The following is a 13212-nucleotide window of genomic DNA, read 5'->3' as shown; positions in this document are numbered from 1 at the left end:
GGCCGGGCCGGAACCCCGGGTGGCCACCCGTGCCTCCCCGATGCCCGAAAGTGAGGGAAGCATGCGCATCCGTGGCGACTCGCGAGACACCTGCGGCGGGGGACTAGACTCGGTGCCGCGACGCGGAAGCCGTGGTCCGGGCCCTGACAGGTGGCTCGGGCCTTACCTGTTTCGCGCCCGGTTCCGATCATGCCGAGACTCCGGAGGCCCCGCCTTGAGCGACCAGCCGTACGCGCACCTGCACGTCCACACCGAGTACTCGATGCTGGACGGCGCCGCCCGGCTGAAGCAGCTCTTCAAGGAGGTCGAGCGGCTCGGGCAGACCCATGTCGCGATGACCGACCACGGCAACATGTACGGTGCCGCTGAGTTCCACAAGCAGGCGAAGGCGGCCGGCATCACCCCGGTGATCGGCATCGAGGCGTACGTCGCCCCGGAGTCCCGGTCGAACACCAAGCGCATCCTGTGGGGCCAGCCGCACCAGAAGAAGGACGACGTCTCGGCGTCCGGCGCCTACACCCACAAGACCATCTGGGCCCGGAACAGGGAGGGCCTGCACAACCTCTTCAAGCTGACCTCGCGCTCCTACGCCGAGGGCTGGCTGGTGAAGTGGCCCCGGATGGACAAGGAGATCATCGCCGAGCACGCGGCCGGCCTGATGGCCACCACCGGCTGCCCCTCCGGCGAGGTGCAGACCCGGCTGCGCCTCGGCCAGTTCGACGAGGCGCTGAAGTCCGCCGCCGACTACCGGGACATCTTCGGCGCCGAGAACTACTTCCTTGAGCTGATGGACCACGGGCTCGACATCGAGAAGCGGGTCCGCGACGGGCTGCTGGAGATCTCCAAGAAGCTCAACATCCCGCCGGTGGTCACCAACGACTCGCACTACACCACCGAGGGCGACGCGGGCGCCCACGACCTGCTGCTGTGCGTGCAGACCGGCAAGAACCTCTCCGACCCGGACCGCTTCCGCTTCGACGGCACCGGCTACTACATCAAGTCGGCCGCCGAGATGTACGCCCTGGACTCCTCCGACGCCTGGCAGGAGGGCTGCCGCAACAGCCAGCTGCTGGTCGCCTCCCGGGTCGACACCGCCGGCATGTTCGAGTTCAAGAACCTCATGCCGCGCTTCCCCATCCCGGAGGGCTTCGAGTCCGAGGCGGACTTCTTCAAGTCCAAGGTCTGGGAGGGCATGGACTGGCGCTTCCCGGGCGGCTACGACGAGGAGCACAAGAAGCTCGCCGAGTACGAGATGGACACCATCATCCAGATGGGGTTCCCGGCGTACTTCCTCGTGGTCGCCGACTTCATCATGTGGGCCAAGCAGCAGGGCATCGCGGTGGGCCCCGGCCGAGGCTCCGCGGCCGGCTCGCTGGTCGCCTACGCCATGGGCATCACCGACCTCGACCCGATCCCGCACGGCCTGATCTTCGAGCGCTTCCTCAACCCCGAGCGCATCTCGATGCCCGACGTCGACATCGACTTCGACGAGCGCCGGCGCGGCGACGTGATCCGCTACGTGACGGAGAAGTGGGGCTCCGACAAGGTCGCCATGATCGTCACGTACGGCACCATCAAGGCGAAGGCCGCCATCAAGGACTCCTCGCGCGTCCTCGGCTACCCGTACGCGATGGGCGACCGGATCACCAAGGCGATGCCGCCGGACGTCATGGGCAAGGGCATCCCGCTGTCGGGCATCACCGACTCCTCGCACCCCCGCTACGGCGAGGCCGGCGAGATCCGCGGCCTGTACGAGACCGACCCGGACGTCCGCAAGGTCATCGACACCGCGCGCGGCATCGAGGGCCTGATCCGCCAGCCCGGCGTGCACGCCGCCGGCGTCATCATGTCCGCCGAGCCGCTCACCGACCACATCCCGGTCTGGACCCGGCACACCGACGGCGTCACCATCACGCAGTTCGACTACCCCACCTGTGAGGGCCTCGGCCTTCTCAAGATGGACTTCCTCGGCCTGCGCAACCTGACGATCATGGACGACGCCGTCAAGGCGATCGAGAAGAACAAGGGCATCAAGATCAACCTGCTTGATCTGCCCCTCGACGACAAGCCGACCTACGAACTCCTCGCCCGCGGCGACACCCTCGGCGTCTTCCAGCTCGACGGCGGCCCCATGCGCTCGCTGCTGCGCCTGATGAAGCCCGACAACTTCGAGGACATCTCCGCCGTCCTCGCGCTGTACCGCCCCGGCCCGATGGGCGTCAACTCGCACACCAACTACGCCCTGCGCAAGAACGGCCAGCAGGAGATCACCCCGATCCACCCGGAGCTGGAGGAGCCGCTCAAGGAGATCCTGGAGCCCACCTACGGCCTGATCGTCTACCAGGAGCAGGTCCAGAAGGCCGCGCAGATCCTCGCCGGCTACTCGCTCGGCCAGGCCGACCTGCTGCGCCGCGCCATGGGCAAGAAGAAGAAGGAGATCCTGGAGGCGGAGTTCGTCCCCTTCCAGAAGGGCTGCCGCGAGCACGGCTACTCCGACGCCGCGGTCCAGGCCGTGTGGGACGTCCTCGTCCCCTTCTCCGGCTACGCGTTCAACAAAGCCCACACCGCCGGCTACGGACTGGTCTCCTACTGGACGGCCTACCTCAAGGCCAACTACCCGGCCGAGTACATGTCCGGCCTGCTCACCTCGGTCAAGGACGACAAGGACAAGTCCGCGGTCTACCTCAACGAGGCCCGCAAGATGGGCATCAGCGTCCTGCCGCCGGACGTCAACGAATCGGACGCCGACTTCACCCCGCACGGCAACGACACCGTGCGCTTCGGCCTCACCGCCATCCGCAACGTCGGCGGCCCGGTCGTCGAGTCGATGATCCGCACCCGCAAGTCCAAGGGGAAGTTCGCCTCCTTCCCCGACTTCCTGGACAAGGTCGAGTCGGTGGTCTGCAACAAGCGGACGGTCGAATCCCTCATCAAGGCCGGCGCGTTCGACTCCCTCGGACACACCCGCAAGGGCCTCACCGCGCAGTTCGAGCCGATGATCGACAACGTGGTCGGCGTCAAGCGCAAGGAGGCCGAGGGCCAGTTCGACCTCTTCGGCGGCGACTCCGTCTCCGACGAGCCGAGCTTCGGCCTCGACGTGGTCTTCTCCGAGGAGGAGTGGGACAAGTCCTTCCTGCTCACCCAGGAACGGGAGATGCTCGGCCTGTACGTCTCCTCGCACCCGCTGCACGGCATCGAGCACGTCCTCGCCGACAAGGCCGACTGCGCCGTCGCCGACCTCGCCGAACGCCCGGACGGCGCCATCGTCACCATCGGCGGCATCATCTCCGGCCTCCAGCGGAAGATGACCAAGCAGGGCAACGCCTGGGCGATCGCCACCGTCGAGGACCTCGCCGGCTCCATCGACTGCATGTTCTTCCCCGCCAGCTACCAGCTGGTCTCCTCCCAACTCGTCGAGGACGCCGTGGTGTTCGTCCGCGGCAAGCTGGACAAGCGGGAGGACGTGCCGCGGCTGATGGGCATGGAACTGTCCGTCCCCGACCTCTCCAACGCGCACGCCGAGGCGCCGATCGTCATCAACATCCCGAGCGGCCGCGTCACCCCGCCGCTGGTCGCCCGCCTCGGCGAGGTGCTCACCCACCACAAGGGCACCACCGAGGTCCGGCTGCGACTGGAGGGCCGCAACAAGACCACCGTGCTGCGCCTCGACCGGCACCGGGTCAAGTCCGACCCGGCCCTCTTCGGCGACCTCAAGCAACTCCTCGGCCCCAGCTGCCTGGCCGGCTGACGCCGGGTCTGCGCTGACGGGGTGCACCACCCCGTCAGCGCAGGTCTCCCGTGCGCGCCTGGCGGTGGGTCGTCAGCTTTCCTTGACCACCACGGTTCGTACGGCCTTGTCGTGCAGGCACTGCTGCAGCGGCCTGTCCCACAGTTGCCACATCGAGTCGAGCGCCTCGAACAGCCACCCGATGCAGTACACGGCGCCGGGCACGGTGGCGACGGCCGAGCGTCCCCAGAGGGCGCTGTCGGTCGGTCGGCCGCCGGTCGCGGCGTCCACCACGCGCAGCCTCATCGCCTTCTTGCCGACCGTCTGGCCGTGCTGGGTGACCATCAGCGCCGCCTCGTACGCGAAGGCCAGCAGGCCGACGAAGAGGTTTCCGAGGTACTCCCCGAGCAGGGCGTAGAGGATGACGGCCGGGATCAGCTGGATCGCGAGGTCGATCAGGCGGGCGACCAGGCGTTCCCCGGGCGGGGCCAGGACGCGGGTCCCCGGCGCCGGGGGCACACCGGGCGGGCCGGCCGGGCTGAGCCAGTGCGGCAGTGCCTGCGGCGGCTGCCCGTACCCCGGCGCACCGTACCCCGGAGTTCCGTACCCCGGAGTGCCGTATCCGGGGGTGCCCTGTCCCGGGACGCCGTAGCCGGGTGCGCCGTACCCGGGGGCAGTGCTGCCGGGCTGCCCGTAGGCACCGGGTCCGTAGCCGGGCGGTGCGGTCGGGGGAGGGGGCGGCGCTCCGTAGCCCGGGGCGGGCGGTGGCTGGTGGCCCGCCTGCTGCGCATAGGGGTTCTGCTGAGGGTCCGTCGGATAGCCGTAATTCGACGGGTGGTTGGTGCTCACGTGTCCGGGCTCCCGGTGCTAGGTCGTCCGCCAGTTCTACCGAGGACGCCCGGGAGCGGGTGCGGGGATCGGTGAATCGTTATCGGCGGGGGCGGCATCCGGCCACCCCCGCCGGTGTGCGGTTCAGCGCCAGCGGTAGCGGCGGCGGAGGCTGTCCACGACGAGGTTGAAGCGGGCCCGGTCCAGGGCGCAGGCCTCGCGGCGCATGCCGCCGTCCCACACCCGCATGACGCGCTCCAGCGCCACCCAGGAGTCCCGGCCGGACTTGTCCCACGGGCCGGAGCCGATCGGCACCCAGTCGCGGTCCCCGTCGTGGCCCTTGCTGGAGAGCATGACGGCCAGCAGGCTGCCGCCCTCCTCGCGCGCCACCACCAGCACCGGTCGGTCCTTGCCGCGGCCGTCCCGCTCCTCGTACGGCACCCAGGTCCACACGATCTCGCCCGGGTCCGGGTCGCCGTCGTGCCGCGGCGAGTACTCGGTGCGCACCGCCCCCACCTCGTACGGCTCCACCTCGACGGTGGCCTCGGGGCCGTAGCGGCCGGGCACGTCCTCGTTGATCAGCTCTGCCATGCGCGAAGAGTAGCGCCCGAGCCGTGCCCGCCAATAAGCAGTGGCCCCGGTCGTCCCGCCCGGGCCAGGATCGGGCCATGGCACGCACCTTCGACGAACTGGTGGCCGAGGCCGAGGCGGCCTCCGTGGACGGCTGGGACTTCTCCTGGCTGGACGGCCGAGCCACCGAACAGCGCCCCTCCTGGGGCTACCAGCGGCTGCTCCGCGAACGCCTCGCGCGGTCCGGCGCCGCTCTCGACCTGCAGACCGGCGGCGGCGAGGTGCTCGCCGGGGCCGCGCCCTTCCCGCCGCTGATGGCGGCCACCGAGGGCTGGCCGCCCAACCTGGCGAAGGCCACCGCGCTGCTCCACCCGCTCGGCGCGGTGGTGGTCGCGGCCCCCGAGGACCCGCCGCTGCCCTTCGCGGACGCCGCCTTCGACCTGGTGACCAGCCGTCACCCCGTCGTGCCGCACTGGGCGGAGATCGCCCGGGTGCTGCGGCCCGGCGGCACCTACTTCGCCCAGCACGTCGGCCCGGCGAGCGTCTTCGAACTCGTCGAGTTCTTCCTCGGCCCGCTGCCGGAGTCCGTCCTCCGCGGCCGTCACCCCGAGGACGAGCGGGCCGCCGCCGAGGCCGCCGGGCTGGAGGTCGTCGACCTGCGCACCGAGCGGCTGCGGATCGAGTTCCACGACATCGGGGCGGTGGTCTGGTTCCTGCGCAAGGTGATCTGGATGGTGCCCGGCTTCACCGTCGGGCAGTACCGCGACCGCCTGCGCGAGCTGCACGCGCTGATCGAGTCCGACGGCCCGTTCGTCGCCCACTCCGCCCGCACCCTGGTCGACGCCCGCAAGCCCGGCTGACGCCCGGCCGCCCGGCCCTCAGACCTGCGGGACGCCGCCGCCGAGCTCCGGCGGGACGGCGGAGTGCAGGGCGGCGGTGAACGCGGCGACCGCCGGGTGGGCGGCGGCACCGGCGCGGAAGGCCGTCCTGGTCCGTCGGTACATCGGCAGCCGGGTGAGCACCACGCCCGGCGGCGGGGCCGGCACCGTGCCCAGGTGCGGCACCAGGGCGACGCCCTGGCCCACCGCCACCAGCGCCAGCACGGTGGTGAAGTCGTCCACGTGGTGCCGCACCCGCGGGGTGAACCCGGCGCTCTGGCAGGCCCGCAGGGTCATCGTGTGGCAGAGCGTGCCCGCCGGCGCCATGATCCACGGCGAGCCGCGGTGTTCGGCGACCGTGCCCGCGCCCGCCGCGGCCAGGTACATCGGCTCGGTGAACACCGGCTGGGTGAACGCCAGGCCTGGCTCCGGCTCGGCCGGCACCAGGTCGTACTCGTGGACCAGCGCCACGTCCAGCTCGCCGGCCCGCAGCGCCGCCGCCACCGCCGCCGGGTCGACCTCCGTCACCATCGGCTCCAGCCCCGGGTGACGGGCCGCCAGCCCGGCCAGCGCGGCCGGCACGATCGCCCGCGCCGCCGACGGGTAGGTGCCGATCCGCAGCGGCCCGGCCAGCCCCCGGCGGGCGTGCGCGAGCTCGGCCGAGGCCTGCTCCAGCCGCTCCAGCACCGCCTCCGCGTGCCGCACCAGGTTCAGCCCCGCCGGGGTCAGTGCCACCCGCCGCCCGGTCCGCTCCAGCAGCGGCACCCCGGCCTCCCGCTCCAGCACCGACAGCTGCTGCGAGACGGCGGACGGGCTGAACGCGAGCGCCTCGGCGACCGCGGCGATCGTGCCGTGGTGGGCGAGTTCGCGGAGCAGGCGCAGGCGGCGGACGTCGAGCATCGGCTCAGCTTACGAGAAGCCTCGGAAATGTGAACTGGACCTGCACGATGCCGGGGCGTCAGGCTCGACCGCATGGACCTGCACGGGATTCACGTACCGCTCGTCACCCCCTTCGCCGCGGACGGCACCGTCGCCGCCGACGCCCTGGAGCGCCTCGCCGACGAGCTGCTCGCCGCCGGCGCCGCCGGCCTGGTCGCGCTCGGCACCACCGGCGAGCCCGGCTCCCTGGACGAGGCCGAGAAGCGCACCGTCCTCGCCGCCGCGGCCCCGGTCTGCCGGGCGCACGGCGCACCACTGGTGGTCGGCGTCGGCGGCGGCGACACCCGCCGTACCGCCGAGGCGCTGGCCGCCCTGGACGGCACCGCCGACGCCGCGCTGGTGACGGTGCCCGCCTTCGTCCGCCCGGGCCGGGCCGGGGTGCTGGCGCACTTCCGGCACCTCGCCGAGCACAGCCCCGTACCGCTGATCGTCTACCACATCCCGTACCGCACCGGGCAGCAGCTCGACGCCGGCACGCTCGACGAGGTGCTGCGGCTGCCGGGCGTCGCCGGGGTGAAGTACGCGGCCGGCGGCGTCGACGACACGGCGGTCGAGCTGCTCGGGCGGGGGCACCGGGGCGTGCTGGCGGGCGACGACGCCCACCTGTCCGCGCTGATGGCGATCGGCGCCGAGGGCGGCATCCTCGCCTCCGCCCACCTCGCCACCGGGCAGTACGCCGAACTCGCCGACGCCTGGCGCAAGGGCGACGCGGCCCGCGCCCGGGAGCTGGGCCACCGGCTGGCCGCCCTCGCCCGCGCCGCGTTCGCCGAACCCAACCCCGCCGTGGTCAAGGGCGTCCTGCACGCCCAGGGCCGGATCCCCACCCCGGACGTCCGGCTGCCACTGCTCCCCGCCACCCCCGCCGCCGTCGCCACCGCCCTCGACCGGCTCGCCGCAGTCACGGAGTGACGGATCCAGCGGCAGGACTCACAGGACTCAGGGGCGCGGGGAACTGCGCAGTCCGAGGGCGGTGCACAGGGCGGATCCGGCCTTCCCCGGATCTGTAGGGCCTGCCCCATCCGAATCGCGCGGTTCCCCGCGCCCCTGAGGTCCTGCCCCCACCCGCCCCCGGGGCCCTGCCCCACCCGCCCCTGGGAGACCCTCATCCGTTCGGTGGCGAATTGTTTTCGGACGAATCCCCGTCCGCGTCGACCACACCCGGACATCTTGCGGAGCCCGTGCACCGAACCCGGAGGGGCTCCCGGCCGTGGGCGGCCGCCCGCCCGCTCCGCCCGCCCACACCGTGGGACGCCGTGACGGGCCGGGCCCGTGACAAGGCATGATGGCAGGGTGCGGACGGCGATCAAGCACAACCCGATCGAGCACGACATGGAGGAAACGCAATGAGGATCGGCATCGTTGGGGCCACCGGCCAGGTCGGCGGCGTCGTCCGCGAGATCCTGGCGGAACGGGACTTCCCGGTCGAGCAGCTGCGGCTGTTCGCCTCGGCGCGGTCCGCCGGGCGCACGCTGCCGTGGCAGGACACCGAGATCACCGTGGAGGACGCGGCCACCGCCGACTACAGCGGCCTGGACATCGTGATCTTCTCGGCCGGCGGTTCCACCTCCAAGGCGCTCGCCCCCAAGGTCGCCGCGGCGGGCGCGGTCGTCATCGACAACTCCTCCGCCTGGCGCCGCGACCCCGAGGTGCCGCTGGTCGTCGCCGAGGTCAACCCGGAGGCGATCGCCGACCGCCCCAGGGGCATCATCGCCAACCCGAACTGCACCACCATGGCCGCCATGCCGGTGCTGCGCCCGCTGCACGAGGAGGCCGGCCTGGTCTCCCTGGTGGTCTCCACCTACCAGGCGGTGTCCGGCAGCGGTCTGGCCGGTGTGTCCGAGCTGCACGACCAGGCGGCGAAGGTGGTGGACGGCGCGACCGCGCTGGTCCACGACGGTTCCGCGGTCGAGTACCCGGCGCCCGGCGTGTACAAGCGTCCGATCGCCTTCAACGTCGTCCCGCTGGCCGGCTCGATCGTCGAGGACGGCTCCAACGAGACCGACGAGGAGCAGAAGCTCCGTCACGAGAGCCGCAAGATCCTCGGCATCCCCGAGCTCAAGGTCTCCGGCACCTGTGTCCGCGTGCCGGTGTTCACCGGCCACTCGCTGCAGGTGAACGCCCGCTTCGCGGCGCCGCTGGCCCCGGGCCGCGCGGTGGAGCTGCTGGCCGGCGCGCCCGGCGTCGAGCTCACCGACATCCCGACCCCGCTGCAGGCGGCGGGCCAGGACCCGACCTACGTCGGCCGGATCCGGGCGGACGAGACGGTCGACAACGGCCTGTCGCTGTTCCTCTCCAACGACAACCTGCGCAAGGGCGCCGCGCTGAACGCGGTGCAGATCGCCGAGCTGGTCGCCGCCGAGCTCCGCGGCTGACCGGGCACGCCCCGCGGCCCCGCTCCCGTTCCGACGGGGGCGGGGCCGTCCGCGTCAGGTCAGCGGACGGCGACCGGCATCTCCGCGGAGACGGCGTCGCCCGTCCACTTGTCGCCCGGCGCGTACCACTGGAAGTCGCCGGGACCGGTGACCGGGACGGTGGCCCTGACCGTGCCGGAGCCGGTGGAGACCGCCTCGGCGACGGTGCGCCACCGGTGCGAGCCCTCCGGGCGGAACTGCAGGTACGCCACGCCGTCCGCGTAGCCGTGGAAGCGGTTGTCGGACCAGAACGAGCGGGCGAGCCAGCCCTGCACGGTGATCCGCTGCCCGGCCGCCGCCTTCGCCGGCACGCCGGAGCCGGACAGCTTGGCCGCCCGCTTCAGCGAGAAGCCGCCGGCGGTCTTGGCCACGTAGCGGTCGCCGTCGTTGGCCCGCACCTGCAGGTCGACGAACCAGGTGCCGGCCTCGTCGTTGAAGATCTGCTTCTTCACCGGGTCGACGGTCACCGTGCCGCGGCACACCGACTCGGTGGCCGAGGAGGCGGTGCAGCGCATCGGGCCCACCGTGAGCACGCCGTAGTTCGGCCCCCACACGCCGACCGGGTCGACCGCGCGGATGCCGGAGTCGTCGCGGGCCGCCACCACCACCGGGAAGGTCGTCGCCTTCTGCGGCCCCAGCAGGATCGGGCGCCCGTTGTTGACGCTGATCGAGGTGATCGCGGTGTCACCGCGCGAACGGTCGGTGGTGATGGTGGGTACCGCCAGCACGGCCACCGCCGCACCGGCCGCCACCGCGCACAGCGCCCAGGAAGTCTTCCGCATGATCCCCCCAGTATCGCCGCAGGCCGGGGGTGCTCCGGCACGGCCCGGGGGGCCGGCGGCGGTTCGACGCCGGATCGGAGGGTAAGGACAGCCCAATCCCCCGCCCCGCGAGGGGTGGCCAGCCCCCGCCCCACCGGGGGTCCCCGGAGGAGAGGAGCGGACGTGGACCGCTGCGTAGTCCTCGTCGATGCCGGCTACCTGCTGGGAGCCGCCGCCAGCCTGCTGGTCGGCGAGCCGGCCCGGTCCCGGGTGACGGTCGACCACACCGTGCTGATCACCGCGCTGCGCGAGCGCGCCGAGGCCGAGACCGGGCTGCCGCTGCTGCGGGTCTACTGGTTCGACGCCGCCCCCGACCGCCGTCCGCTGCCCGAGCACCGGCGGCTGCGGGTGCTGCCGCGGGTCACCGTCCGGCTGGGTGCGCTGACCCGGGCGGAGGGCCGCTGGGTGCAGAAGGGCGTGGACGCGGCGATGCACGCCGAGCTGACCGAGCTCGCCCGCAACCACGCCTGCACCGACGTGGTGCTGGTCACCGGCGACGGGGACCTGCTGCCGGGTGTGATGTCCGCCAAGGAGCACGGGGTGGCCGTCCACCTGTGGGCGCTGCAGGCCGCCGACGGGGACTTCAACCAGTCCGAGGACCTGGTCGCCGAGGCGGACGAGCGCCGCGTCCTGGACCGCGCCTGGATGGAGCGGTGGGTGCGGCTGCGCGAGCTGCCCGCGGCCTTTCCGGCGCCCTCCGCCCCGCCCCGGATCGCGGGCCTGCTCGCCGCCGCGCCCGGGGCGCCGCAGGACCCGCCCGCGGCCGGCCGCCCGCAGCCTGCCGCCGCCCTCAAGGTGGTGCCCACCCCCAAGGACCTCGCGGTGCGCTCGGCCGCCGAGCGCATCCCGGCCGACCGTGCGGCCGCCGCGCACGGCGGCCCGGTGCTGCGCTGGACCTCCGACCGCGGCTGGGTCGATCGGCCGCCGGCCGACACCGCGGCCGCGGCCGGCGACGGCCTGCCCACACTGGCCCAGCTCACCACCTCCGCCCAGCGCTGGGCGGACCGCGAGGAGGACATCACCAGCGTCGGCGGCGACGCGCAGGAGGTGGGCCAGGTCTTCGCCCGCCGCTGGATCGACCGGCTCGGCGCGACCGAGCGCCTCACCGTGCTGTGGACGGACTACCCGCGCATCCCGCACCGCCTCGACGGCGAGCTGCTGCGCTACGCGGCCCGCTTCGGCCTGCTCGCCCACAAGGACGACCAGATAGACGAGGCGGACCGCTACGCGATCCGGGACGGCTTCTGGAAGGAGCTCGCCTCCCGCGTCCCCGGCGGCCGGGCGGCGATGGCCGACGACTGACCGCGCCGGCTCACAGCCGCCCGCCGCCCGCGGTGTCGGCGGACAGCCGCTGCGCCAGGTAGATCGGCACCACCGAGAGCAGCACCAGCACCGCGGCGACCACGTTGACCACCGGCGCCTGCTGCGGCCGGGCCATGTTGGAGAAGATCCACACCGGCAGGGTCCGCACCCCGGGCCCGGCGGTGAAGGTGGTCACCACGATCTCGTCGAAGGAGAGCGCGAAGGCGAGCAGCCCGCCGGCCAGCAGCGCGGTGCGGATCAGCGGGAAGGTCACGTCCACGAAGACCCGGAAGCCGTGCGCGCCCAGGTCCATGGCCGCCTCCTCGTACGTGCCGGAGGTGCGGCGCAGCCGGGCCACCACGTTGTTGAAGACCACCACGATGCAGAAGGTGGCGTGGCCGACGATCACGGTGAACATGCCGAGGCCGACGCCGAGCGGCTCCAGCACGGTGCGGAAGGCGGTGTTGAGGGCGACGCCGGTGATGATGCCGGGCAGCGCGATCGGCAGCACCACGGCGAAGGAGACCGCCTCCCGGCCGAAGAAGCGGTACCGCTGGACGGCGAAGGCGATCAGGGTGCCGAGGACGAGGGCGATCGCGGTGGCGCCGGCCCCGGCCTTGACCGAGGTCCACAGGGCGTCGCGGGCGCCGGTGCTGCGCCACGCCTCCGCCCACCAGTGCAGGGTGAGGCCGGGCGGTGGCCAGCCGGCGCTGCGGTCGGGGTTGAGCGAGTTGACCAGGACGAGCAGCAGCGGGAGGTAGATCGCCGCGAAGCCGAGCCCGGCGGCGATCCGCAGGGCGATCCGTGCGGGGCGGGAGAAGTTCATGGGGGGCCTTCGCTGTGCGGGCCGTCAGAGGCTGCTGAGGGCTCCGGTGCGGCGCACCGCGAGCAGGTAGAGGACGATGATCGCGACCGGGACGGTGCCGAGCGCCGCGGCCATCGGCAGGTCCAGGGTGATGTTCGAGTAGATGAGGTTGCCGATGAGCTGGGTCTTGCCGCCGACGATCTGCACGGCGATGTAGTCGCCGAGGCTGAGCGAGAAGGTGAAGACGGAGCCGGCGGCGATCGAGGGCAGCAGCATCGGCAGGACCACGGAGCGCAGGGTGCGGCCGGTGCCGGCGCCGAGGTCGGCGGAGGCCTCCAGCAGGTTGTCCGGCAGGTTCTCCAGGCCGGTGTGGATCGGCAGGATCATGTACGGCAGCCACAGGTAGGTCAGCACCGTGATCGTGGCGCCGAGCCCGTAGCCGGGCCCGTGCAGGCCGAACGGGGCGAGCAGCCAGTCCAGCAGGCCGCCCTCGGCGAGGATGAGCCGCCAGGCGTACGCCTTGACCAGGTAGCTGGCCCACAGCGGGGTGAGGATGGCGACCACCAGCAGCGGACGCCAGCGGGGCTTGGCGACCCGGGCGGTGAAGAAGGCGATCGGCAGGGCGACGACGGCGCACAGCGCCGTCACCGCGAGGGCGGTGCCGATGCTGCGCAGGGCGACCTGCCGGTAGACGTCGGTGGTGAACAGGGCGGCGAAGTTGTCGGTGTTCCAGACCTTCACGACGCTGGAGGTGAAGGTGTCGGTGGTCCAGAAAGCCGACATCAGCAGGACGGCGAGGGATCCGAGGTAGGCCAGGGCGAGCCAGGCCAGCGGGGCGGAGAGCAGCAGGGACAGCTGCAGCCGGGGGCGGCGGTGCAGGGCCCCGGCGAGCCGCCGGACGGATCCGGCGGCCGGCGCGGTGGTGGTCATG

Annotated in this window: 11 protein-coding genes; 5 read left to right on the top strand and 6 right to left on the bottom strand. The window is 72.7% G+C overall.

What is annotated here, in order from left to right:
- Window positions 1–214: 214 nt before the first annotated feature.
- Window positions 215–3748, top strand: a complete 3534-nt coding sequence (gene dnaE / locus AB0P35_RS06415) for a DNA polymerase III subunit alpha (protein ID WP_363507265.1) — start codon at window positions 215–217, stop codon at window positions 3746–3748.
- Between the two features lie 72 nt (window positions 3749–3820).
- On the opposite strand, the gene AB0P35_RS06410 is transcribed toward dnaE, so the two are convergent.
- Complete coding sequence (locus tag AB0P35_RS06410) at window positions 3821–4576, bottom strand: RDD family protein (protein WP_363507262.1); 756 nt, start codon at window positions 4574–4576, stop codon at window positions 3821–3823.
- Between the two features lie 123 nt (window positions 4577–4699).
- Window positions 4700–5146 (bottom strand): type II toxin-antitoxin system PemK/MazF family toxin, encoded by a 447-nt coding sequence (locus AB0P35_RS06405; protein ID WP_095876895.1) that lies wholly within the window; start codon window positions 5144–5146, stop codon window positions 4700–4702.
- Window positions 5147–5223: 77 nt separating this feature from the next.
- Between AB0P35_RS06405 and AB0P35_RS06400 the strand changes: the two genes are divergently transcribed.
- Window positions 5224–5985, top strand: coding sequence for a class I SAM-dependent methyltransferase (locus AB0P35_RS06400; RefSeq protein WP_363507259.1), 762 nt, complete (start codon window positions 5224–5226; stop codon window positions 5983–5985).
- An 18-nt stretch (window positions 5986–6003) separates the two neighbouring features.
- Here AB0P35_RS06400 and AB0P35_RS06395 read toward each other — a convergent pair whose 3' ends face one another.
- On the bottom strand, window positions 6004–6903 hold the full coding sequence (locus tag AB0P35_RS06395) for a LysR family transcriptional regulator (protein ID WP_095876893.1): 900 nt from the start codon (window positions 6901–6903) through the stop codon (window positions 6004–6006).
- Window positions 6904–6975: 72 nt separating this feature from the next.
- Here AB0P35_RS06395 and AB0P35_RS06390 point away from each other — a divergent pair, with 72 nt between their 5' ends.
- Together AB0P35_RS06390 and AB0P35_RS06385 are read left to right on the top strand one after the other, a co-directional pair.
- Window positions 6976–7851 (top strand): dihydrodipicolinate synthase family protein, encoded by an 876-nt coding sequence (locus AB0P35_RS06390; RefSeq protein ID WP_363507256.1) that lies wholly within the window; start codon window positions 6976–6978, stop codon window positions 7849–7851.
- A 434-nt stretch (window positions 7852–8285) separates the two neighbouring features.
- Window positions 8286–9314 (top strand): aspartate-semialdehyde dehydrogenase, encoded by a 1029-nt coding sequence (locus AB0P35_RS06385; protein ID WP_363507253.1) that lies wholly within the window; start codon window positions 8286–8288, stop codon window positions 9312–9314.
- A 59-nt stretch (window positions 9315–9373) separates the two neighbouring features.
- On the opposite strand, the gene AB0P35_RS06380 is transcribed toward AB0P35_RS06385, so the two are convergent.
- Window positions 9374–10135, bottom strand: coding sequence for a hypothetical protein (locus tag AB0P35_RS06380; RefSeq protein WP_095876890.1), 762 nt, complete (start codon window positions 10133–10135; stop codon window positions 9374–9376).
- Between the two features lie 162 nt (window positions 10136–10297).
- Here AB0P35_RS06380 and AB0P35_RS06375 point away from each other — a divergent pair, with 162 nt between their 5' ends.
- The gene (locus AB0P35_RS06375; RefSeq protein WP_363507249.1) at window positions 10298–11476 is read left to right on the top strand and encodes an NYN domain-containing protein; all 1179 of its coding nucleotides are present in this window, start codon (window positions 10298–10300) and stop codon (window positions 11474–11476) included.
- A gap of 10 nt (window positions 11477–11486) precedes the next feature.
- Here AB0P35_RS06375 and AB0P35_RS06370 read toward each other — a convergent pair whose 3' ends face one another.
- Together AB0P35_RS06370 and AB0P35_RS06365 are read right to left on the bottom strand one after the other, a co-directional pair.
- A complete protein-coding gene (locus AB0P35_RS06370) occupies window positions 11487–12302 on the bottom strand; it encodes an ABC transporter permease (RefSeq protein WP_363507246.1) in 816 nt (271 codons plus the stop codon).
- Window positions 12303–12326: 24 nt separating this feature from the next.
- Window positions 12327–13211, bottom strand: a complete 885-nt coding sequence (locus AB0P35_RS06365) for an ABC transporter permease (protein ID WP_363507243.1) — start codon at window positions 13209–13211, stop codon at window positions 12327–12329.
- Window position 13212: the final 1 nt, after the last annotated feature.

The sequence above is a fragment of the Kitasatospora sp. NPDC085879 genome, assembly GCF_040686255.1.
GTDB lineage: Bacteria > Actinomycetota > Actinomycetes > Streptomycetales > Streptomycetaceae > Kitasatospora.
This window is presented reverse-complemented; position numbering and strand designations above follow the sequence as displayed.

Coding starts and splice junctions, on each gene's coding strand:
- AB0P35_RS06365 (WP_363507243.1), bottom strand. CDS start 13,211: ATGACCACCACCGCGCCGGCCGCCGGATCCGTCCGGCGGCTCGCCGGG.
- AB0P35_RS06385 (WP_363507253.1), top strand. CDS start 8,286: ATGAGGATCGGCATCGTTGGGGCCACCGGCCAGGTCGGCGGCGTCGTC.
- AB0P35_RS06400 (WP_363507259.1), top strand. CDS start 5,224: ATGGCACGCACCTTCGACGAACTGGTGGCCGAGGCCGAGGCGGCCTCC.
- AB0P35_RS06405 (WP_095876895.1), bottom strand. CDS start 5,146: ATGGCAGAGCTGATCAACGAGGACGTGCCCGGCCGCTACGGCCCCGAG.
- AB0P35_RS06370 (WP_363507246.1), bottom strand. CDS start 12,302: ATGAACTTCTCCCGCCCCGCACGGATCGCCCTGCGGATCGCCGCCGGG.
- AB0P35_RS06390 (WP_363507256.1), top strand. CDS start 6,976: ATGGACCTGCACGGGATTCACGTACCGCTCGTCACCCCCTTCGCCGCG.
- AB0P35_RS06395 (WP_095876893.1), bottom strand. CDS start 6,903: ATGCTCGACGTCCGCCGCCTGCGCCTGCTCCGCGAACTCGCCCACCAC.
- AB0P35_RS06380 (WP_095876890.1), bottom strand. CDS start 10,135: ATGCGGAAGACTTCCTGGGCGCTGTGCGCGGTGGCGGCCGGTGCGGCG.